Below are 20,243 nucleotides of genomic sequence, written 5' to 3'. Positions count from 1 at the left end.
GTCAAACCGCAAGGCCCAATGCGCCGCCCTCGGGGTGCGGCGCCGTCGAGCCCGCAGGCGCGTGATTGATGACCAGCCCCGTCGGCACGGTCTCATACCTCGACAGCGCGGCGGTCACCCGGCGCATCGCCGCCGAACCGAGCTCGCCGGCGCGCGTCACCAGGACGATCAGGTCCGCATGCGCCGCCAGCGCGATGGCGTCGGGCTGCAGGGCGAGATTGCCGGCATGGACGATGATCAGATCGAACTCCGAACGAATATCGTCCTCGGGCCTCGCATCGGCCTTTCGGCCGGCACTGAGGAGCTCGTCGATCGACTGGAGTCCTGCCGTGGTCGAGCCGTCGTTCCATTCGGTCACCGGCGGCTGGTGACCTGCGAATTCGCCCTGCAGCCGGATCAAGACGCTCATCATGCCCCGGTTCACGGCGGCGCGATTGAGCGAGCGCGCAACGGTGTTGCCGCCGGCGCTCTTGCCGACCGACAGCACGAGGGCGACCTTGCAACCACGCACCGGCACGCGATCGATCCGCTCGAGCAGAGGCCGCAGATAGGCGCCGAGATCGAGCTCCACTGAGGCAGCGATCGGTCTTTGCCAGACGGTGTTGGTGTTGGTCCCGGCTCCGGACGAAAGATCGGGGATGCGGGCCCAGACAGGAAGGCGCGGAATCGCCTCGGGCCGGGGCGCGGCGGCGGCGGGCTGCTGGACTTGCGGCTGGAGCGGCTGCTGGACTTGCCCGCCTTGCGTATCCTGCGCCGCCGCGCGCACGGCAGCCTCGGCAGGCGCAGGCCCGCCCGACATGCTTGTCATCGCCGCAGTGGCGGCGGTCGATGTCAGCAGCGAGCCGATCGCCAGCGCCGCCAGCAGCAAAGCGAGCGGCGGACGGGTCGAGCGCAGCGGCGGAATGGCGGGCGAAGCGATCTTGGTCTGGGAGTTTTGCAGCTGACGCTGCTCGTTGGTCGTCTTGAACCGCGACAGGAACTGCTCGTAAATGTTCCTGTTGGCATCGGCGTCCCGTTGCAGCTCCTGCAGCTTCACCAGCGCCTGGCCGTCGACCAGCATCTGCGTCTCGACCGCCTTGAGCTGCTTCTCCAGCGCGTTCTGCTGCTCCAGCTGAGCCTCATATTCGGACTTTGCCGTGTCGATGTTCTTTTTCCGCTCGACCTCGATCTGCCGGTTGATATCGGCCAGCTGGCTGTAGGAGATCGCGAGGTCGGGATGGCGGTCGCCGTACACCGCCTTCTTCTGCGCAATCTGGTCGTTCAGGGTCGAGCGCTGCGCACGCAGCATGCTCAACAGGTCCTGCTTCACGGGACCTTCGACGTTGGCCTTGAGATCGCGTTGCACCTGCTCGTAGCGCGCCTTGGCTTCCTCGGTGCGAAGACGAGCGGCGGAGACCTGCTGATTGAGATCGGTCACCCGCAATTGCTGCGTGGTCGAATCCTTGCCGGCATTGAGGATCTTGTGCTCGAGCCTGAAGGCGGCGACGGCGTCTTCCGATGCGCGCAGCCGCTCGTTCAACGTGTTCAGCCGGTTCTTGAGCCAGTCGGCCGCCTCGTCCGTGGCCTCGGTGCGGACGCGGCCCTGGCTGGCAACGAACGCCTCGGCGATGGCGTTGGCGTAGTAAGCGGCCCGCTCGGGGCGGTTCGAGGTGAAGGAAATCGCAATGACGTAGGTGAGCCCGCGCCGCGTGATCTCGAGGCGGTTGCGGAATTTCTCGAGCAGGCGCGTCATGTCGGTATGACCGCCCGCGATATCATCGTCATCGGCGATCTTGAGCTGCTCGATCAGGGGGCGGAGAAAGCCGTCCGATTTGGCGATCTCGATCTGGCTCTGAAGCGCCGCGGCGTCCTGGCCGATGCCCGGCAGCACCTCCTGATCCGAGGTCACGCGCAGCTCCCGGGGATCGAGCACGACCAGGGCGGTCGCGGCGTACCGGACCGGCAGAATCATCAGAACGACGACGCCGAGGGCGAACAGCGCCAGGGCCAGCGTCAGAATGCGCCGGCCGTTCTCGCGCAGGAAAGACAGCACTCCGGTGACGGTCAGCGATCCCTTGATCAGCGCCGGCGCGGCGCCGTCAGGTTTCATCCGCGCAGCCCGCGGCGCTTCCCACGAAGCCGCAGGCTCCGTCGGGGCGATGCTTCGCGGAGTTGCGCGGCTACCGAACGCCATGGGCTCGACTCGAAATCAACTGACAGTCACAGTTCAGAGGCTTTCGACACCGTAAATATCCATGGTTAACCGCCGGTTACGGCCGGCGCGCGAAGCCGGTCATGGCAAAACCTGAGAACAGGCCCGTTCAGGCGGAAAAGAACGGCTTGGATGGTCTGCGTCCCGGACCTGCCGCACTGGCGGCCAGCGGCGCCCTCGGCGTGGCCGGCCGCGCGCGCTCGACATCGCCAAGCAGGCAGGACCGCAAGGTTTCGATCTCCGGACAATCGGCAGTGCCCAGCGGCCCGATCAGGAAGCCGCTCTCCAGGGGCTCGCATTTGTAGCCGGGACAGCGTTGCACCCTGTCCGCGATCACGACGTCGACCTTGCCTTCGAGCAGCTCGTGCAGCCCTGCCGGCTGACTGATGCGAATGGCGAGCTGGGGCTGGGCCCGACGGAACTGCGCCAGGCGCGCCCGCAGCGCATCGACGGCAAAACTGGCGTGGAGCCCGATATGCAGCAGGCTCGTGACGCCCTCGGGCTTGAGCTCGGCGGTGGCCTCGGCAAGGCAACGAAAGGCGTCACGGACCCGCGCCAGATAGGTTTCGCCGGCAGAGGTCAGAATGATCTGCCGTGTCCGTCGCTCGAACAGCTGCACCCCCAGCCGTTCCTCCAGCAGGCGGACTTGCTGGCTGACCGCACCGGCCGTGACGTGCAGCTCGTGAGCGGCCTGCTTGAAGCTGAGATGGCGGGCGGCGGCCTCGAAGGCGCGCAGGGCATTGAGTGGCGGCAGCAGATACGTCATGGCCGGCTCCGGGCGATGCGGGAAGGCCGGGAGGATGCATGAGTTTCGCTCGCTCGACAAAAGAGAAATCCTGCTTTGTCGCCGCTGACGGCGAGCGATACCCCAGGGCCGATCTCCATGCAGCCCCAGGAAACCCGCCGCAGTGCCCGACATGCCGTCGATCGAAAATTCGTATTCCTGGATTCGCCTCACCTCGCCCTCAGCGCATTGGGCTGCGTTGGCATGTGGTCGCTGATCGTGGCATTGCCGGCGTTGCAGGCCGATTTCAATGCGCCTCGCGCGGAGGCGACCCTGCCCTACACGCTCGCCATCATCGGCTTCATGATCGGTGGCATCATCGTCGGCCGCTTGGCGGATCGCTTCGGCATCCTGCCGCCACTGGCCGGCGGCACAATCCTGATGAGCCTCGGCTATGTCCTGACCGCCTTTGCCCCTAACCTGTCCGTGTTCGCGACGATCTCAGGCGTCACGATCGGGCTCGGCGGCGCGGCGAGCTTCGCGCCCCTGGTGGCCGACGCATCGCTGTGGTTCGACAGGCACCGGGGCCTTGCGATTTCCCTGGCCACGGCCGGCGGCTCTCTTGCCGGCGTGATCTGGCCACCCATCGTCCAGCATGCCATCGCCGCGCATGGTTGGCGGCAGACCCATATCGGCATCGGCCTGTTCTGCCTCGCAACGATGCTGCCGCTTTGTCTCGTTCTGCGGCGGCGACCGGTATTCCACAAGGTTGCGCACCAAGCGGCGAGCTGCGGCAACACGATGCAGGCCATCGGCCTGTCTCCGGGCGTCACCCAGGGCCTGCTGGCCCTGGCCGGCATGTGCTGCTGCGTTGCCATGTCGATGCCGCAGGTCCATTTGGTCGCCTATTGCGGCGACCTCGGCTACGGCTCCGCGCGCGGCGCCGAAATGCTGGCGGTGATGCTCGGCTTTGGTGTGGCGAGCCGTCTGATCTTCGGCTGGGTGTTGAACCTCATCGGCGGCCTGCCGACCTTGCTGCTGGGCTCGGCGATGCAGGCCATGGCACTCGCGCTCTATCTGCCGTTCAACGGGCTGGTCTCGCTCTACGTCGTGTCCGCCATTTTCGGCCTGGCGCAGGGCGGCATCGTGCCGAGTTATGCGGTGATCATCCGTGAGCTGTTCCCGGCAAGGGAGGCCGGCTTTCGCGTCAGCCTCGCCATCTCGGTCACGCTCGCCGGCATGGCGCTGGGGGCCTGGATGGCCGGCGCGATCTACGACTGGACCGGCTCCTACGCTTCGGCGCTGGTCAATGGCATCGCCTGGAATATCGTGAACATGGCGATCACAGCCTGGCTGCTGCAGCGCCAGCGTCGATGTGCTGTCGGCGCCTTCGCCGCGGCCTAGCTGATGTTCAGCAGGATCCGCCCCGATGTGCCGCTGCGCATCAAATCCAGTGCGTCGTTGACGTCGTCGAGCGCGAACTCGTGGGTCACGATCCCGCGGTAGCTCACCTTGCCGGCGTCGCTCAGGCGAACGAGACGCGGGATATCGCGCGCCGGCTGGCATTGCCCGCCTTCCGAGCCCTTCAGCACCTTCTCGAAGTGCAGCGGCAGCGTGTAGATCTCGGCCTTCTCGCGGGGAACGCCGACGAGGATGCAACGGCCTTTCTTCGCCGTGATCTCGTAGGCGAGCTCGATCAGATTCTTGACGCCGGTGGTCTCGACGACCTTGTCGGGTCCCTCAGTGCCGGTGATGGAGCGAACCTCGGCAGCGACATCCTTGACCGCTTCGGAATTGATGGTGTGGGTGGCGCCGAAATCCTTCGCCATCGCCAGCTTGTTGTCGAGGCGGTCGATCGCAATGACAGGATAGGCGCCGACCATCGCGGCGAATTGCACGATGTTCAACCCGACGCCGCCGACGCCGAACACGACGACGGCCTCGCCGATGGCGATTTGCGCATCGTTGTTGACGACGCCGAGCGCGGTCGTCACCGCGCAGCCGAGCAGCGGCGCGCTGGTGCGGTCGATCGAGGCTGGAACGGGCGTGACACGATTCTCCGACACCACGGCATATTCATTGAAGGTGGTGACCCAGCCGGCATTGAGGCGCTTGCCGCGCCAGGAATAGGCCGGCGTGTTGGCCTGGATGCCCTTGCCGGGCCGCCAATGCATGACGACAGTGTCGCCCTGCTTGCAGGAGACGACGCCGGGTCCGGTTTCGATGATCGTTGCCAGCGCTTCGTGCCCCAGAAGATGCGGCAGGAACTTGTCGACGCCCTTGACGGCGTCGATCTCGTTGATCTGCGCACCACAGATGCTGGACGTATGCACATGCGCGAGCACCTGGCCGTGTTCGAGCCTATCAGGCAAGGTGAACTCGTCGACGATCAGCGGCTTGCCGGATTCGACGAGAATGGCCGCCTTGGCAGTCTTGATATCCATGAGGCGCGCCCGATCACTCGAAATAGATGAATTCGTAATCGCCGGTGTAACCGAGCTTGCCGTAGAGCCAGATCCATTCTGACGTGTGCAGGATGGACTCCGCCGTCAGCGCCCAGCATTCGAGATTGTGCAACTCGGCGACGTTCCGGTAGCCCTCGACCATGACGTATTTGTTCTTGCCGACCCGCTCGACCTCCTTGAGCGCCGCTTCGAGCTCATAGAGCCGGAGATTGTGCAGCGTGCCGAGCGAGATGACGAGATCGAAACTGTCGCCGCCATAGGGATAGATGTCCTGGGCACGGTAATTGAAGAGGTACGGCTTCACCTGCTCGTGCGCGTTGTCGAGGCCGTGCTTGGAAATATCGAAGCCGACGACCTTCAGGCCCGGCAGGATCTTTTGCATCTCGTACAGCAGGAACCCTTTGCCGCAGCCGACGTCGAGCACGCTGGAGCCGTCCTTCAGGCCATAGGTCTCGATCAGCGCCTTGGCGACCGGCGCCCAGCGCCCCTCGATGAAGCGATAGCCGCCATAGCCGAAGCGGCGGTCGCCATCCCAATAGTCGGCCTCGTATTCCCGCGCTTTCAGCGAGCAGCCGATCTTGTCGTCGTTCATGCGGCCCATGTAGTCGCGCTTGGTCGCCGTATGCAGCGGCGTCACGATATTCAGTAGTCGTCCCATTGAGCCCTCAGATTCCAGCACGCGCTGCGATTGTCACGACCGGCTGGAAGCCCTGAGTCGCAACTTGCGAGTCGTTCTAGCATTGGTCGTCGGGATCATCATTGCTTCAGATCAATGATGGGGAATTCCGAGACGGGAGCGTCAGCAGCCGGCACAGGTTCCGCCGCCGGCAGCGACAGGGAGGCGCATGGAACGGGACTGCGAAGCACGGCGTTTCGCCCGGAAGGAGTCCTCCATGCCGACCAAGCCGACCATCGCTCGCATCTGGCGCGGTCGCACCCGCCGCGATCTCGCCAATGCCTACCAAGCCTATCTGCAGTCCGAGGGCATTCCGCCGCTGCTCAAGACCGCGCTCGGTGTGCAGCAATTGCGCGAGGACCGCGACGAGGAGACGTGGTTCACGACCATTTCCTATTGGGCGGACATCAAGGCCATGACGGCCTTCACCAAGGGTGAGCCGACCAAGGTCCATCATCTCGCGCGCGACGCGGAATTCCTGATCGAGCTGCCGGAGCGCATCGAGATCCACCGCATCCTGATCGACGAACAGGGGCTGCGGTGAAAGCCTGATCTGTCAAAACTGAAGCTCATATCACCGTCGAATTATGGCCGTTGCAGCGATTCGATCGCTCGCGACTGTGCGGTTTAGCCGCAATGTTGCTGGCGAAATGAATCACTATAGTCAGAACGTCATGGCATATGTCGTCGACATAGATGCGCGCACCGCGCGCTTCGGTCTTCACGCCGGCCGCCTCCAAGCAGGCGGTTAGCCGGACGGTGCTTGCACCGTCCGGGCTCTTTTCCAGCTTTCGTGACCTCGCCCTGAGAGGTCGTCCTGAAGCAGAAGGAGTGTGCCGTGCTGCCTCTTCCAAAAATCGCGCTCGCCGCATCGGACTATCCGCGACTTGAACAGCTTGCCCGCCTTGCCGCCCAAAAAGGCGATTTGGACGGGATATTTCTCATCAGTGAGATCAACCGCGCTGACATCGTACCGAACGATTGGGACGATCTCCGTTCGCGGGTGACCGTTGGATCATGGGTCACCTATTGCACGAATTGGGGCGTTCCGCGTCGCGTCGTGCAATTGGTCTGGCCCGAGGAGTGTGGGTCGGATCCCGCCCGCATTTCGGTTCTGACACCTTTGGGGGCAGCCTTGATCGGCCTGCAGGTCGGCGACCAAATGCCATACATCCTCGCCGGCTGCCTGAACGTCGTCAGGGTTCAGAACGTGACCCAATCAAGCCCCAACGTCGTCCCGCTCTTCCGGGCTCATCGGCGCAAGCCGCTCGATGACGATCCCGGACCAACCGCAGCATAGGAGACATCAAATGCACAACTTCGAAACCGAGATTCGGCGAGACCAGCCGGCGTTGCCGCCGATCAAGATCACTGAAGACGAATCGCGGCGTCTCAGCTCGTTGGCGAATTCGACCATGGATCTGTTCCCTCGTGTCGCCCAGTTTCTGGCGCGCGAACTGGAGCGCGCGTCGGTCGCCGCAGAGAACGATTTGCGCGGCGTGGTCAGGATGGGCTCCAAAGTAACCTATCGCGATGACGGGACAGGTGCGAGCCGGGAGATCGTGCTGGTCTATCCGCACGAGGCGAACATCGAACTCAACCGGGTCTCGATCCTGACGCCCGTTGGAGCGGCCCTGATTGGCCTCTCGGTGGGACAGCGGATCGAGTTCGAGACGCCGGACAAGCGCACCAGGGGGCTGACCGTTCTCGTCGTCTCCGAATGAGGGCTGTCATCCGACCGAGCAGAACACTCTAGCGAGGACAGATAGCGGAGCGTGCTTGCGCAATGTTCCGGCAATGCGCAGGCGCCCTCCTGCTGTCCTATTGCACCTCGATGTTGGCGTCCTTGACCAGCTTGCGCCAGCGTTCCTCCTCCTGCCCGACATAGCGATCGAGCTGTTCCGGAGCGCCGCCGACCATGATGAGGCCTTCGTTGGCCTCCAGCTTCTTGAATGCGCCGGACTGAACCGCCTTTGCGATTGCCTGATTGAGACGCGCAATCACCGGCGCGGGCGTCTTGGCCGGAGCGTACAATCCGTACCAGGATTCGGCGGCATAGCCGGGCACCCCGGCCTCGGCGACAGCAGGCAATTGCGGAAATGCCGCCGAACGTTCGGCGGACGTGACAGCCAGCGCCCGGAGCTGGCCTGCAGCCACCAGCGAGGCCGCGCTTGCCACGGTGGTGAACATCACGTCGATCTGGCCGCCCAAGAGATCGCTGATCGCGGGTGCCGCACCCTTGTAGGGCACCGCCGTCATCTTGACCTTGGCCATCGCACTGAACAGCTCGCCGGCGAGATGGGCCGAGGTGCCGGTGCCGAATGTCCCGAAATTGAGCTTGCCCGGATTGGCCTTGGCTTCTGCGATCAAATCGGAGATCGAGTTGATCTTGGAGGCCGGGTTGACGACGACGATATTGAAGGATCGCGCGATCAGCGAGACCGCCGCGAAATCCTTGTGCGGATCGAACGGCAGCTTTTTGTACAGGCTCGGATTGACCGCGTGCGCGAAGGTCGCCATCAGGAGCGAATAGCCGTCGGGCTCGCTGGTCGCCACCGTCTGGGTCCCGATGATGGTCCCGGCGCCCGGCTTGTTCTCGATGATGACGGACTTGCCGAGATCCGTCTGGATCTCCTGCGCCGTCGTTCGCGCCATGATGTCGGTCCCGCCGCCGGCTGCGAAGGGCACAACGATCTTGATGATCTTGTCGGGATATTCGGCGCGCGCCGGCGTCAGTCCGAGCCCCGAGACGACAGCACAGGCGAGAATGGCAAGACCTCGCCAGCGCCGCACGGCGAAATCTTTCCTGCGCGCGCCGTCGTGATTGATGATTCCGCCACTGGCCATCTGGAGCTCCATCCGATTTTGTTCAGACATTGAGAACAACCAATCCGTCTGCCGCCTTCACGCCCCGGCCCGCCGGCAGCACGAAGACCGGATTGATTTCGGCCTCGACGAGGCGATCACCGAGCTGCGCAACCATGCGCGAGAAAGCGACGACCGCTTCTGTGAGCGCTTCGACATCGCATTTCGGCCGGCCCCGAAAACCGTCCAGCAACGGCCAGGTGACGAGATCACGCACCATCGCGAGGGCCTCGGCCTGGCCGAGGCTGCCGTCCGGTGGCAGCAGGCGCATCGTCGTGTCCTTGAACAGTTCGGCCGCGACGCCGCCCATTCCGAGGAGGATAGCCGTTCCCAAGGGATCGCGATGCATTCCGAGAATGATCTCGACGCCATCGGAAACCATCTCCTGAACCAGGAATTGGTCGGGCCGCGTCCCGACCCTGGTCTCGACCTCGTCTGCCATCGCCGTCAGGCGGCCACTGATCGTCTCGGCAGTCAGGTTGACCGCGACGCCGCCGACATCGCTCTTGTGCGCGATCTCGCGAGAGAGAATTTTGAGCACGACCCGGCCGCCGAAGTCTCGTGCGGCCTGTTCCGCTTCGCTCGCCGTTGCGACCACTTTCTCTGCCACGACCGGAACACCAAAGCGGGCGAACAACGCCTTGGCTTGAGCCTCATCCAGCGATCCCGCCGGGAAGTCGCTGACATCGGCCGCCGTCAGGGGCAAGGTGGGTCTCTGGACCTGCTCCGGCTTTACGGCGCGCAAGAGCCCATCGAGCGCAGCGGCGCAGCTTTCGGCGGACGTGTAGGCCGGGACGCCTCGGCGGGTGAGGACGGAAACCACCTCGGGCGCGTAGGGGCTCACATAGGCAATAACGGGCTTGTCGCTCAGCGGCAGGCAGTCGTGGATGGCATCGGCCATCAGGCTCGGCGATCCCACGGCCGACGAGCCGGCAATGACGACCAGCGCATCGTAGGAGGGACTTGCGAGCAGGATGCGGATGGCGGCGCGCAGCAGATCCGGCTGCAGGCCGGCGAGGGTCACATCGATCGGGTTGCGATCGAGGTTGGCTTGCGGTCCCGACTGCAGCGCGCGCAATTGCCCGGCCGTCTCAGCATCGGGGGCGGGTGTCACAAAGCCGGCGACGCCGAGACTGTCTGATACGATCGTGCCGGCGCCGCCGGTCGAGGTGAGAATCGCAACACGCCGGCCGGACAGCTTCCGTCCCGCACCAAGGGCTGCGGGAATATCGAGCAGGTCTTCGAACGTTTTGGCGCGGATCACGCCGACTTGCCTGAACAAGGCGTCATACATGCGATCGGAGCCGGCCAGCGCGCCGGTGTGCGAGACCGCCGCCTGTGCGCCCGCTTCCGATCGACCGATCTTGAAGGCGACAATGGGTTTGCCGGCGCGGCGCGCTTTCAAAACCGACTCGCGAAAGCGAGCCGGATTGCGGATCGCCTCGACATAGAGCGCGATGACCTTGGTTGCGCTGTCGTCGGCGAGAAAATCGATGAAATCGGCGAGGTCGAGATCGGCCTCGTTGCTGGTCGACACCAGCTTGGACAGACCGACCCCGCGCGCCGCGGCGCGCGACAGCAAGGCGCCGAGAATGCCCCCGCTTTGCGAGATCAATCCGATGGACCCCGCCGGGAAGTCATCCATCGCCAGCGCGCCCGACGCCGACAGCACGATATTGTCGGTGAGATTGACGAGGCCGATCGTGTTCGGCCCGAGGATCCGCATGGAGCCGGCGGCCTGCATGAGCTGCTTCTGCCGCTCGGCGCCTTCCGCCCCTGTTTCAGTGAAGCCACTGGCAAGGACGATCGCCGCGGCGGCGCCCCGCTCGGACAATTCGCGCACCGCGACGTGCGCGCGCTCGGCACCGAGCAGGACAAGGCCGACGTCAGGCACATCGGGCAGCGAGGCGATGTCGGGGTAGCAAGTCAGACCGCCGATGCTCGCGACTTTCGGATTGACGGGATAGATCGCGCCCGCAAAGCCATGCTTCCGGAGATAGGACACCGGCCGCCCCGACGTCTTGCTCGGGTCCGCTGAAGCGCCGATGATGGCGACGCTGCGGGGCCGGATCAGGCGTTCGATCGCATCCATGGCTCAATCCTTCGACGCGGATTGCGCAAGGAATGCGGTCACCGCATCCCGATGCTCCGCGCTGGTGTAGCAGATGGCCTGCGCCTGGCTGCCGAGACTGAAGATGTCGTTGGCGGAATGCTCGAACGTCTCGTTCAGGATCTTCTTGCCCAACGCCAGCGCGGTGGGAGAGCCTTGAGCCAGTTCGGCCGCCCAGACCTGCGCGGCCGGCAGGAGCTCGCTCGAGGCCACCTTGCGATCGACGATGCCGAGCGCGAGCGCTTCGTCGGCCTCGACGACGCGTCCGGTGAAGATCAGCTCCTTGGCCGTGGGAAGCCCGACCCGGCGCGGCAGGAAATACAGGCCGCCGCCGTCGGGGATCAAACCGCGCTTGATGTAGGACCAGGTGAATTTCGATCGCTCCGTTGCCATGACGAAGTCGCAGGCCAGCGCGGTGTCCGCGCCGAGACCCGCCGCGGCGCCGTTGACGGCGGCGATCGTCGGTTTCGGCAGGCCCAGCAGCAGCGACTGCACGTGATGCACGCCCTGCTGACGGCTCCATCCGTTGAATGCGACTTCGCCCTGCGGCGCCTCGAGCCGGCGCTTCATTCCGCTGATGTCGCCGCCGGCACAAAACGCACTGCCGCGCCCCGTCAGCACCAGAGCCTTGATCGCTTTGTCCCGAGCCACGGTTTCGAGCGCAGCAACGAACTCCGAGCGCATGTCGTCGCTCATGGCGTTGCGCCGGTCCGGCCGGTTGAATGCAATCGTCGCGACACCCGCCGCGACCGAAAATTCGATGAGCTGATAGGACATGACAAGCTCCTTGGTTCGAGTCGGATCGATCACCGCGACGCATTGCGGATGTCGGTTGCCGATTTCGGCGGTGCCGTTTCCTCGTTGAGCCCCAGCACGGCCGGGCATTCTTCTTCCCGGTGCTGATAGCGGCTTGCGCCTGCCGGAACATCCCCCTAATTCCACTTAGTGGAAACGCTGGACGGAGGCTGGATGTGGCGCAGGCGCGCAGATATGCGGGCGGGGTGGACGGCAACCGCTCACTCGAACGGGGCATCGAGATCCTCCGGTCATTCCGGCCCGGCGTCGACACGCTTGGCAATGGCGAGATTGCGGAGCGAACAGGACTGCCGCGATCGACGGTCAGCCGGCTGACGCGAACGCTGGTCAATTCCGGGATGCTCGACGAAGTCCGCGCGATGCGGACCTACCGGCTTGCCGCGTCCGTCATCAGCATCGGTCACGCGATGCGGACGGGATCACCGGTGCTCAACGCGATCGGACCGATGATGCGGGCCGAATCGGCCAAGCGCCGGCTCAACGTGGGCCTCGCGACGGCGGATCGAGCCATGATGGTTTACCTGGAGTCGATCCGCTACAGCCCCCGAGCGGCACTGCGGAACGTCGTCGCGGGTCAGCAGGTCCCGATGGAGTTGACGTCGCTCGGGCGCGCTTATCTGGCCGGCGTTGCCGAGGCCGAGCGCGAGCGATTGCTGAAGCAGTTCAAGCGGCGCAGCGCGGCGGCCACGAAGGCGCTGCTTGCGGACGTCAGGACATCGATACGCGCGGTCGAACGCAACGGTTATTGCGCAGTGTCGTGGCAACCCGGCGTTCTCGCCGTTGCCACGCCCATCGTGCTGGCCGGGCTTCCGGTCTACGCCCTCAACATGAGCCTGCAAAATGTCGAGCGGTCCGTTGCGCTGGCCAGCGAACTCGGCGCGTACCTCAACGCGTTTGCGGCAAAGTGCAAGGAGGTGCTGGGTTGAGGAGATCACACGCCCATGGCATAATATGCCATAGGTTGCCTGGCTTTGAGCAACAGGGAAATGCCGATGCCCACCCGAAACGTCGTGCTGACTGAGCGTCAGGAAGAGCTCCTTGAGACCCTCGTCAAGTCTGGCCGCGACCAGAATGCCAGTGAGGTGCTGCGCGACGGGTTGCGGCTCGTGGAGCAACGCGAGGCGGAGGATGCAGGCAAGCTGAAAGCCCTGCGGGCCGCGGCGCGCGCCGGTGTCGGGGCATTGGACCAGGGAGACTTCAAGGAATTCGGAAGTATCGAGGACCTGCAAACCTATTTGAACGATCTCTCGGAGAAGATCATCTCCCGAACCGCCGAATAGAGCCGTCATGGCCGGGCGGAGATGGCGCGTTCGTCTCGGTGCAGCCGCAGAGGTCGATTTCGCCAACATCCTCAGGTGGACCACAGAGAATTTTGGCGCGCGACAATCTCGAAGCTATCGCGACACCCTTGTTCAGGCGATGGGCGAGCTTGCCGACGTCCCAATGTTGCGGGCTCCAGGCCGCGGGACGAGATCATGGCAGACCTTCGCACGCTTCACGTGGCGCGGCACGGCCGTCGCGGAAGCCATTTCCTGATGTATCGGGCCGCGGCGGACAGCACGATCGAAATCGTGCGCATCCTTCACGACAGAATGGACTTTCGGCGCCACGTTCCACCCGCCAGCGACGAAGGCACAGAGTAGGCTCGCGGCATTTCAGAGAGCGCTCTCGAGGCCTCTGGATACGCCAGCATGCTCTGGCGTGGAATTGCGCCGCTACAATTTCCCATAGACCCGCCCGGCGACCGCCTTCAAGCGCTCGACCGAGCCGGATTCCGGATGCGGCTTGACCGGGGCAAACACGATCGAAGCCTGCCTGCCGTTCTTCCAGACATAGATGGTGACGGCGTTGCCGTTGCCCTTGGTGCAGGAATGCTCACCGAACGCCTCGCTGCCAAGCTCGGGGATCGCCGCGTGCTTGCAGGGACCTGCGCGCTTCATCATGCCGATGGCGGTGTCGCGCGAGGTCGCGATCACCGCGACGATCATGGTGTTGGCGTCGCGATCGAACATCATGCAGCTGCCCGCGCCGGTGCGCTGGACCGTCAGCGTGCTCTTGTCGAGAAAGCCGTCGGCATCCGCGGCCGTGAGCCACTCGCAATTGCCGAACCGCTCGCTGCTCTTGCTCACGCTGGCGATGGCCACGCGCGCGGCTTCGGTGACCGGCCCGAGCAGCGCGTCGTCGGCACGCCGGCCGACCGGATAGACGGTGATCTGCAGAATGTAATCGCCGGACAAGGCGACGACCGAGGCCTCCTGGCGCTCTGCGCCGGCCGCGCTCGTTCCGCCCTGGCCTTCGTCGCCGATCCCCGCGACTGCGTTAAGCGGCATGCGCTCGCCAAGCGTCTTGACGAAGGTCGCGTACAATTCCCTGGCGCGGTCCTTGTCCGGGTTGCGGAACACGGAGAGCATCATCGTGTCGCCGCGCCCGGCCTGGTAGATGCAGCCACGGCCGTCCTGATTTGAAATCAGCGACCATTTGAGCGCCGGCATCGCGGCGGCGAGATCCTTGGCGCTGATGAACGGGCAGGTTTCGGCCGCGCGCGCGGGAAGCGCGGGGACGGCTGCGATTGCAAGGAACAGAACGAGGCAGGAGCACAGGCGATCGATGGTACGCATGGGACGTACTTACTATCGAAAGGGCGCGTCCGGAACAATTCGAACGTCCGCCCCTCAGATCCGTCGTTTGATGCTCTATCCAGCCGAGCCAAGGACGGCCCGCGCGGGATCAGCGCAGGGCCATCGCTACTGCCCGTTATATTCGGCCCAGCAGTCCGCCGTTTCATAGACACGGACCGCCGACAGCTGTCGAAGGCTCGGCTTCAACCGGTCCCAGATCCAGATCGCGATATTCTCGGCGGTCGGGTTCTCGAGGCCTTTGACCTCGTTCAGGCAGTGGTGATCCAGCGCGCCCAGGATGTCGGCGAAGCTTTTTTCGATGTCGAAGAAATCCGCGACGAAGCCGGTATGCGGGTCGACCGGCCCGTCCAACTGGACCTCGACCCGATAGGAATGACCATGCAACCGGCGGCATCGATGGGTCTCGGGCACGTTCGGCAGCCGATGCGCCGCCTCGAACTTGAACGCCTGCGATATCTTCATTCCGCTCCTCACACGGCGTCGCCATCCGGTCTCGGGCCCGTCTGGCGACCAGATGCTGCTAGGTCCTGACCTTTCGGCGAAGAATGGCGCGCCCGGAACGAGGTGGCACATTCACGAAGAACGCCTTGTAATCACGGTGGTTTTAGCCGTCCTGCCGAACTCTTTGATACCACTTAGGCGTACCAGCGCCAAGGCGTTTTGCAGTTCCTAACTCGCTTTGGATAACGCGATGGCAAACGCGGCCATTGCTGCGCCTGAGCATAGGACCGCAATCAACGCCCTCAAGTATCGCAGCCTGTATTGCTGGCCGGAGGCAGAAAGCTCATCAGGGAAAAGAATGGCATTCAACCGCCAGACCTTTACAATCCATCGGCGCGGACCATCAGGAGCGACGTTCAGGGCCGCACGGATGCCGAAATAGCTTCCGGCGGCGGCGGAGGCGATGGTCGCGAAGAATGCAATGACTGTGCCGATGGCAAGTAGGTTGCGAACCATGGCGCTTTAGGCTCGGTGAGACAGGTTTACAACTTCATCGAATACCATCTGTGAGTTCGTCATGGGTACCAACGAGGCCTCAGTTGCCCGGCGCACCGGGACCCAAACGGGCCGAAAGATGGACATAGACCGCGCTGCGCAATTTTTCTTTCCCTTTTTCTTTGTGTTGACCACCGTGCTCGCGGTTCTCTGCGCCTTCGTTTGGTTTCTTTCACCGCTGGGGTTTGGTTTCGCGGAGCGACCTACCAATCCGCTGACTTGGAAAGTTGCCTCGACCATCTATTCCGTGTCGTATTTTGGGGGAATACCGGCACTACTGATCGGGCAGGCGGTTTCCGCAATCTTGGCCGTCTTCGGACGAACACGCGCCGCCTACCTTGTACCGCTGCTGTCCATTGCTTCGTTCCTGCTGGGTGCAGGTATCGTATCATACTTGCTCAAAACGCCGTAGCGACGGACCACATGTAGCTCATCACGGAGAACGAGCGCTTGGGGTTGGAAATGACACTGCGTCTGATGGTCACTCTGAGATTTGTCGGGGCATGGGCGGCTGCTTTGCTGCTGCTTCTTCTGCTTGGGAGCATCTTTGGACGTCTTGACGAAGCCCTATGGCTAACAAAGATGCTGGCAGTGTTTTCCCTGCCGCTGGTTGGATTGGCATCAGCGGTGTGCTTCTTGTTTCCCCGGTGGGTTGCAGGTCGGCCCTATCTCGCGACGCTTGTTGCGCTCATCGTGACCCCGGCCTTCGGGCTTATGATCGCTGGACGAGGGGGGCTTCTATTATCTCTGCTGGTATCAATCCCGGCAGCAGCAGTTTTCCTCGCTTCCTTGTATGGACGGCCTTTCGGCCTATCCGCGCACGCCGCGACCCTTCGTAAGCAGCACGAAGCCCTGAGCCTGACGAGGAGACGTTGAGGGCGGCGCTGGGTTCGACCAGCTTCGGGCTCTCAATGGGCTCACCACGGTGTCGCGCTTGAACCGCCTCCAATGCGCGGACCTCCGCCCTCATGACCGCGAGTGCCAGCTTGCGAAAGTCGGGACAATGGGGGTCGAGGTTGATGCGGAAGACCTGAAGCAGCTCGTTCACCTCATAGCGGATGAAATCGACCTTGCCGCGTGCCAAGGCTTCTTTGAGGGCGGGAAGCACGGTCGAGGTGTCCTCCTCGATTTTGTGCATCATCCGGTCGGAGAGACCGGAAGTCGTCTGCGGGACCTCAAATGGAGTAGCGAACTCAACACCGGCTTCGGTGAGCTGACGGTGAACGTCCGCAAACACCTCATCGGACCCGATGCCCTCCTCGCGCAGCTCTTCGTCTACGCCCAGCTCGTGGGCATAGAAATAGTCGCTAATGGTCTTGATTTCGGCTTCGGTCAGGAAGGTGCGAACGGGCTGTTCGACAAGCAGAGCCTCGGCCTGCGCAAGGATGCGGTCGAACTCCATCATGACCGGCTTCGCGAGCACCTTGGCGCGCTTCTCGTCCTTCGTCCGCAATGAACGCTTGAGCCACGGCTGGCGCGCTTTGGTGGAGCCCTGAACTCTCGCGACCGCTTCTTCCAAGCGCTTCGGCACCTTCTGGCGCACGCACCAAACACTGTGCTCGTTCTTTATCAGACCCATTCCCACAACACGCGCCATGATCCCACCGCTTGATACCAGTGCGGCAGGACGAAGCTGTTGATTTGGCTAAATCTTCTCGGAAAACAAGTGCTTCGCGAGATGGTGGCGCGCCACGGCCGATGAAGATGGGCACTATTGCTTCGCTATTCCCCTATGATGCCGCAATCCGCCACGCGCTCCAATCGGCAAAACAGCGACGGCCTGCGATCCTGCGCTACGCCTCGCGGGCGCTATTCCCCGATTTCGCCGGGTGTCCGGTCATCCCTTGACAGCGGCCGTTTCGATCAATGCCCCGATCGACGTGATATGCGAGAAGCAGATATCGAGGATTTGGCTTTAGACCACGGTTGCAATTTTCGGGAAAAGGCGATTGAGCGCATCTTTGTCAACGCCATCTGCGCCTTGCCACCAGATGACTGGATAGTTCCAGTCATTGGTGTGATCGGGAGGCCGGTCTCTAAGCTCATTTGACGTAAATGCTTGCAAAAAACCGCAGCGGCCTGCCGGTTTGAGAACACCGCAATACCCAAGAATTTCGATGAGCACGCGCCGCTCCGAGCCGTTAGACTTGATCACCTTGCTGATGCGCTTCTCTAGCTCATTCGGCTTCGCCTTCGGAGGCAGGCCAGACACTATTTCGACGATTCGGGCGAGGATCGAATAGTCCTCCTGTGTCGGTGCAGCCAAACTGGCTTTCTCGAATTGCGTTAGGTCGAACCAGCAATACAGTGGATCTAGATGACGAACGCCGCCCCATTTCCATCTCTCGAAACTCAGGACGTTGAGGTCTTCCTGCTCTGCGGCGGAATGGCCGTAACGGCCACAGAGGCGACAATGCAGCCGGCCGCTCGGCATTTGACCGCGGGCCTGTTCGACAAGTCGATGATCCGGGAAGTGTGCGGCGAAGGAGTAGCTGCCGAGCGCTGAGCGCAACTCAAGCCGACGTGTGCTGAGGCTGGCCAGAAAGGCGTCTGTTACCTGTTCTAGGCTTACGCGGTTACGAATAGTGAGCAGCCGTGCGACGATGTCGTCGTGGGTTACCGCAACGGGATCGAACATGTAACCAGCCTGCCGAGCGCACTCGAAATCGGCGGGTTCGATCGCTTTGTCTCGCTTCCAACCCTTTGGCGACCAATGGGTGTCAAGAAGTATTTGAAGGGCCTTCTTATCACGCGACATGAGCCGCCTCCTACGCCTCCAGAACACAATTGCCCTATCCGTAATGGCACTGCTGGGCAATGACTACGTTCACCGCGTTGCGGAGACAAAAGATGAAACTCCGTTGGCCCGCTCAAGGGCATTCGCGTGACATTTCCACGTCCGCCTTCTCGTCCGCCGTCGACGATGCCCGACATTACCAACCGGGTGCCGCGCGCCTGTCTTGACGGGACGCAGAGCGCGACCGATTAGGACGGCTAGATAAAAGCGACGGTGTCGCTCCGGGCCGTGGGGGGTCGTAAGTGTTTGTCTGCACATTGTTTTGGATGGCACTGCAGCGGCACCATATGAGACGGCCTGGTGCCGCTCGACCCGAGAAAGCAATCAAAATCAACATTCCGAGCGCCATCGTTCGCAGCATAGCGTCTAGTCGCGCATGCTCGGCATGGATGTCCGCCATGATCGCATGGGAGACTGCTGCCGGACCAACGGAACGCCGTCAAGGCCCGCGCCTCGCGCGACCGGCTCCGCCGGCTTGCGGCCTTGACTGCGCCCCGCTGGCCCGGCTCTTTGCTGCCATCCGATCAAGGCTTGCTGTGTGCGATTACGCTCACGCGGCAGACGGAGCGCAAGGTCGGAGCACCACAGCGTGATGTGGCGCGCACTTCGGTTGTTCAGTGGATCGACCAGGCTTGCCACAATCGCGCCATGGCTCGCTCTCAAGAATCGCAGCGGCGCGTGTCGACCAACGCGCAATGCGACGATCTCTACGACTATGCAGTGGCGCCCGCTCGTCCTAGCCCGCGACGAGCGAAGCGCACTTCTGTGACATGGACGGTGACGGATGACTGGCCGGAAGACGTGCCGGTTACTGAAGCCGAGATCGCCGTCTTCGAGGCTTGGTTCGGCGAACTGTTCGACGAGCTACTTGGAGACTGCTGAAGGGGACATCACCATGGCTGTAACAGTTCGGGCGGCGCTCTACTTGCGGGTCTCAACGGGACGGCAGGCCGACAGCGATCTCTCCATTCCGGACCAGCGTCGTCAGGCGAAGGGTTATTGCGCGTCGCGCGGCTGGGAGATCGTCGCCGACTATGTCGAGCCAGGTGCGTCCGCGACCGACGATCGGCGGCCGGAGTTCCAGCGCATGATCGACGCCGCGACGGTCAAGCCGCCGGCGTTCGACGTGATCCTGGTGCACAGCTTCAGTCGCTTCTTCCGCGATCAGTTCCAGCTTGAGTTTTATGTCCGTCGGCTTGCCAAGAACGGCGTGCGGCTGGTGTCGATCACGCAGGAGCTCGGCGACGATCCGATGAGCAACATGATCCGCCAGATCATGGCGCTGTTCGACGAATATCAGTCGAAGGAGAACGCCAAGCACACGTTGCGAGCCATGAAGGAGAACGCACGGCAAGGCTTCTGGAATGGCGCGCTGCCGCCGATCGGATACCGCGTTGTGGAAGCCGCCGAGCAGCGCGGCCACCGCACCAAAAAGACGCTGGAGATCGATCCCATCCAGGCCGAGACCGTGCGGCTGATCTATCGCCTGGCGCGCGAGGGAAACGGCTCTTCGGGGTCAATGGGCGTCAAATCGATTGCTAAACACCTGAACGAATCCGGCATCCGAACCCGCGACGGCGGACGCTGGGGCGTTGATGCCGTGCACAAGGTACTGACGCGAACGACATTCATCGGCCGCCATCGCTTCAACACCAAATATTGGAAAACGCGCGAGCGAAAGCCAGAGGCCGAGGTGGTCGAGATGGCTGTACCGCCGATCATCGACGCTGCCGAGTTCGAGGCCGTCCAGGCGTTGCTCAAAACGCGCAGCCCCGCACTGACCGCGCCGCGCGTCGTCAGCGGCCCGACACTCCTTACCGGCATCTGCTTTTGCGCCGCCTGCGGTGGGGCGATGACACTGAGGACCGGGAAGAGTGGAAGGTACAGGTACTACACTTGCTGCACCAAGGCCCGGCAGGGTGAGACGGGCTGCAAAGGTCGCACCATCCCGATGGAAAAGCTCG

General features: G+C 63.2%; 21 protein-coding genes and 1 pseudogene. 10 read left to right on the top strand and 12 right to left on the bottom strand.

Going from position 1 to position 20,243, the window contains the following annotated elements:
• Window position 1: 1 nt before the first annotated feature.
• Window positions 2–2,173 (bottom strand): exopolysaccharide transport family protein, encoded by a 2,172-nt coding sequence (locus GGD62_RS24700; protein ID WP_183710655.1) that lies wholly within the window; start codon window positions 2,171–2,173, stop codon window positions 2–4.
• Window positions 2,174–2,300: 127 nt separating this feature from the next.
• Window positions 2,301–2,957, bottom strand: coding sequence for a LysR family transcriptional regulator (locus GGD62_RS41550; protein WP_018321181.1), 657 nt, complete (start codon window positions 2,955–2,957; stop codon window positions 2,301–2,303).
• Window positions 2,958–3,179: 222 nt separating this feature from the next.
• Here GGD62_RS41550 and GGD62_RS24690 point away from each other — a divergent pair, with 222 nt between their 5' ends.
• Window positions 3,180–4,319, top strand: coding sequence for an MFS transporter (locus tag GGD62_RS24690; RefSeq protein WP_312014290.1), 1,140 nt, complete (start codon window positions 3,180–3,182; stop codon window positions 4,317–4,319).
• Here GGD62_RS24690 and GGD62_RS24685 read toward each other — a convergent pair.
• Together GGD62_RS24685 and GGD62_RS24680 are read right to left on the bottom strand one after the other, a co-directional pair.
• Window positions 4,316–5,359, bottom strand: coding sequence for a zinc-binding dehydrogenase (locus tag GGD62_RS24685; RefSeq protein WP_018321179.1), 1,044 nt, complete (start codon window positions 5,357–5,359; stop codon window positions 4,316–4,318). The two genes, GGD62_RS24690 and GGD62_RS24685, sit on opposite strands and share 4 nt — an antisense overlap.
• Before the next feature lie 13 nt (window positions 5,360–5,372).
• Complete coding sequence (locus GGD62_RS24680; protein ID WP_312014289.1) at window positions 5,373–6,059, bottom strand: class I SAM-dependent methyltransferase; 687 nt, start codon at window positions 6,057–6,059, stop codon at window positions 5,373–5,375.
• Window positions 6,060–6,273: 214 nt separating this feature from the next.
• Here GGD62_RS24680 and GGD62_RS24675 point away from each other — a divergent pair, with 214 nt between their 5' ends.
• The 3 genes from GGD62_RS24675 (at window position 6,274) to rnk (ending at window position 7,780) form a co-directional block, all read left to right on the top strand.
• Entirely contained in the window at window positions 6,274–6,600 is a 327-nt protein-coding gene (locus GGD62_RS24675) for a hypothetical protein (protein ID WP_183710650.1), read from the top strand.
• A gap of 294 nt (window positions 6,601–6,894) precedes the next feature.
• Window positions 6,895–7,356, top strand: a complete 462-nt coding sequence (locus GGD62_RS24670; protein ID WP_312014288.1) for a GreA/GreB family elongation factor — start codon at window positions 6,895–6,897, stop codon at window positions 7,354–7,356.
• 10 nt (window positions 7,357–7,366) lie between these two features.
• The gene (rnk, locus tag GGD62_RS24665; protein WP_183710649.1) at window positions 7,367–7,780 is read left to right on the top strand and encodes a nucleoside diphosphate kinase regulator; all 414 of its coding nucleotides are present in this window, start codon (window positions 7,367–7,369) and stop codon (window positions 7,778–7,780) included.
• Between the two features lie 97 nt (window positions 7,781–7,877).
• Here the strand turns inward: rnk and GGD62_RS24660 are convergent, their stop codons facing one another.
• Genes GGD62_RS24660 through GGD62_RS24650 form a run of 3 tightly spaced genes read right to left on the bottom strand, consistent with a single transcriptional unit; the run spans window position 7,878 to window position 11,808 of the window.
• On the bottom strand, window positions 7,878–8,903 hold the full coding sequence (locus GGD62_RS24660) for a tripartite tricarboxylate transporter substrate binding protein (RefSeq protein WP_183710648.1): 1,026 nt from the start codon (window positions 8,901–8,903) through the stop codon (window positions 7,878–7,880).
• Between the two features lie 22 nt (window positions 8,904–8,925).
• Window positions 8,926–11,013 carry an acetate--CoA ligase family protein gene (locus GGD62_RS24655; RefSeq protein WP_183710647.1) on the bottom strand — a complete coding sequence of 696 codons (2,088 nt, stop codon included), beginning with the start codon at window positions 11,011–11,013 and terminating at the stop codon, window positions 8,926–8,928.
• Between the two features lie 3 nt (window positions 11,014–11,016).
• Window positions 11,017–11,808, bottom strand: coding sequence for an enoyl-CoA hydratase/isomerase family protein (locus GGD62_RS24650; RefSeq protein WP_183710646.1), 792 nt, complete (start codon window positions 11,806–11,808; stop codon window positions 11,017–11,019).
• A gap of 194 nt (window positions 11,809–12,002) precedes the next feature.
• Here GGD62_RS24650 and GGD62_RS24645 point away from each other — a divergent pair, with 194 nt between their 5' ends.
• The 3 genes from GGD62_RS24645 (at window position 12,003) to GGD62_RS41885 (ending at window position 13,490) form a co-directional block, all read left to right on the top strand.
• Entirely contained in the window at window positions 12,003–12,773 is a 771-nt protein-coding gene (locus GGD62_RS24645) for an IclR family transcriptional regulator (RefSeq protein WP_183710644.1), read from the top strand.
• Between the two features lie 66 nt (window positions 12,774–12,839).
• Entirely contained in the window at window positions 12,840–13,127 is a 288-nt protein-coding gene (locus GGD62_RS24640; protein WP_183710642.1) for a type II toxin-antitoxin system ParD family antitoxin, read from the top strand.
• Window positions 13,128–13,322: 195 nt separating this feature from the next.
• On the top strand, window positions 13,323–13,490 hold the full coding sequence (locus GGD62_RS41885) for a hypothetical protein (RefSeq protein WP_409333964.1): 168 nt from the start codon (window positions 13,323–13,325) through the stop codon (window positions 13,488–13,490).
• A gap of 72 nt (window positions 13,491–13,562) precedes the next feature.
• Here GGD62_RS41885 and GGD62_RS24630 read toward each other — a convergent pair whose 3' ends face one another.
• From GGD62_RS24630 to GGD62_RS24620, 3 genes are all read right to left on the bottom strand, one after another.
• Complete coding sequence (locus GGD62_RS24630; RefSeq protein ID WP_183710640.1) at window positions 13,563–14,465, bottom strand: hypothetical protein; 903 nt, start codon at window positions 14,463–14,465, stop codon at window positions 13,563–13,565.
• A 126-nt stretch (window positions 14,466–14,591) separates the two neighbouring features.
• Window positions 14,592–14,948 carry a 6-carboxytetrahydropterin synthase QueD gene (gene queD / locus GGD62_RS24625; RefSeq protein ID WP_018321167.1) on the bottom strand — a complete coding sequence of 119 codons (357 nt, stop codon included), beginning with the start codon at window positions 14,946–14,948 and terminating at the stop codon, window positions 14,592–14,594.
• Window positions 14,949–15,155: 207 nt separating this feature from the next.
• Window positions 15,156–15,443, bottom strand: coding sequence for a hypothetical protein (locus tag GGD62_RS24620; RefSeq protein ID WP_183710639.1), 288 nt, complete (start codon window positions 15,441–15,443; stop codon window positions 15,156–15,158).
• A 61-nt stretch (window positions 15,444–15,504) separates the two neighbouring features.
• Here GGD62_RS24620 and GGD62_RS24615 point away from each other — a divergent pair, with 61 nt between their 5' ends.
• The gene (locus GGD62_RS24615; RefSeq protein ID WP_183710638.1) at window positions 15,505–15,894 is read left to right on the top strand and encodes a hypothetical protein; all 390 of its coding nucleotides are present in this window, start codon (window positions 15,505–15,507) and stop codon (window positions 15,892–15,894) included.
• A gap of 300 nt (window positions 15,895–16,194) precedes the next feature.
• Here GGD62_RS24615 and GGD62_RS24610 read toward each other — a convergent pair whose 3' ends face one another.
• Together GGD62_RS24610 and GGD62_RS24605 are read right to left on the bottom strand one after the other, a co-directional pair.
• Entirely contained in the window at window positions 16,195–17,079 is an 885-nt protein-coding gene (locus GGD62_RS24610; protein WP_183710637.1) for a DUF6538 domain-containing protein, read from the bottom strand.
• Between the two features lie 318 nt (window positions 17,080–17,397).
• Window positions 17,398–18,240 (bottom strand): hypothetical protein, encoded by an 843-nt coding sequence (locus tag GGD62_RS24605; protein ID WP_183234601.1) that lies wholly within the window; start codon window positions 18,238–18,240, stop codon window positions 17,398–17,400.
• Between the two features lie 522 nt (window positions 18,241–18,762).
• On the opposite strand from GGD62_RS24605, the gene GGD62_RS24600 reads away from it, so the two are divergent.
• Both GGD62_RS24600 and GGD62_RS41700 read left to right on the top strand, forming a co-directional pair.
• Entirely contained in the window at window positions 18,763–19,161 is a 399-nt protein-coding gene (locus GGD62_RS24600; RefSeq protein WP_179732270.1) for a hypothetical protein, read from the top strand.
• Window positions 19,064–20,206 (top strand): annotated as a pseudogene (locus GGD62_RS41700) (recombinase family protein); the annotation flags it as partial. The gene GGD62_RS24600 and the pseudogene GGD62_RS41700, both read left to right, overlap by 98 nt.
• Window positions 20,207–20,243: the final 37 nt, after the last annotated feature.

This window comes from Bradyrhizobium sp. ERR14, assembly GCF_014198235.1.
Taxonomy (GTDB): Bacteria; Pseudomonadota; Alphaproteobacteria; order Rhizobiales; family Xanthobacteraceae; genus Bradyrhizobium.
The sequence above is the reverse complement of the archived record's forward strand: the minus strand, read 5'-3'. Positions and strand labels throughout refer to the sequence as shown.

Excerpts from the sequence above, each read along its gene's own strand:
- GGD62_RS24700 (WP_183710655.1), bottom strand. The coding sequence starts at position 2,173 with ATGGCGTTCGGTAGCCGCGCAACTCCGCGAAGCATCGCCCCGACGGAG.
- GGD62_RS41550 (WP_018321181.1), bottom strand. The coding sequence starts at position 2,957 with ATGACGTATCTGCTGCCGCCACTCAATGCCCTGCGCGCCTTCGAGGCC.
- GGD62_RS24690 (WP_312014290.1), top strand. The coding sequence starts at position 3,180 with ATGTGGTCGCTGATCGTGGCATTGCCGGCGTTGCAGGCCGATTTCAAT.
- GGD62_RS24685 (WP_018321179.1), bottom strand. The coding sequence starts at position 5,359 with ATGGATATCAAGACTGCCAAGGCGGCCATTCTCGTCGAATCCGGCAAG.
- GGD62_RS24675 (WP_183710650.1), top strand. The coding sequence starts at position 6,274 with ATGCCGACCAAGCCGACCATCGCTCGCATCTGGCGCGGTCGCACCCGC.
- rnk (WP_183710649.1), top strand. The coding sequence starts at position 7,367 with ATGCACAACTTCGAAACCGAGATTCGGCGAGACCAGCCGGCGTTGCCG.
- GGD62_RS24660 (WP_183710648.1), bottom strand. The coding sequence starts at position 8,903 with ATGGCCAGTGGCGGAATCATCAATCACGACGGCGCGCGCAGGAAAGAT.
- GGD62_RS24655 (WP_183710647.1), bottom strand. The coding sequence starts at position 11,013 with ATGGATGCGATCGAACGCCTGATCCGGCCCCGCAGCGTCGCCATCATC.
- GGD62_RS24650 (WP_183710646.1), bottom strand. The coding sequence starts at position 11,808 with ATGTCCTATCAGCTCATCGAATTTTCGGTCGCGGCGGGTGTCGCGACG.
- GGD62_RS24640 (WP_183710642.1), top strand. The coding sequence starts at position 12,840 with ATGCCCACCCGAAACGTCGTGCTGACTGAGCGTCAGGAAGAGCTCCTT.
- GGD62_RS41885 (WP_409333964.1), top strand. The coding sequence starts at position 13,323 with ATGGCAGACCTTCGCACGCTTCACGTGGCGCGGCACGGCCGTCGCGGA.
- GGD62_RS24630 (WP_183710640.1), bottom strand. The coding sequence starts at position 14,465 with ATGCGTACCATCGATCGCCTGTGCTCCTGCCTCGTTCTGTTCCTTGCA.
- queD (WP_018321167.1), bottom strand. The coding sequence starts at position 14,948 with ATGAAGATATCGCAGGCGTTCAAGTTCGAGGCGGCGCATCGGCTGCCG.
- GGD62_RS24620 (WP_183710639.1), bottom strand. The coding sequence starts at position 15,443 with ATGGTTCGCAACCTACTTGCCATCGGCACAGTCATTGCATTCTTCGCG.
- GGD62_RS24615 (WP_183710638.1), top strand. The coding sequence starts at position 15,505 with ATGGGTACCAACGAGGCCTCAGTTGCCCGGCGCACCGGGACCCAAACG.
- GGD62_RS24610 (WP_183710637.1), bottom strand. The coding sequence starts at position 17,079 with ATGGCGCGTGTTGTGGGAATGGGTCTGATAAAGAACGAGCACAGTGTT.
- GGD62_RS24605 (WP_183234601.1), bottom strand. The coding sequence starts at position 18,240 with ATGTCGCGTGATAAGAAGGCCCTTCAAATACTTCTTGACACCCATTGG.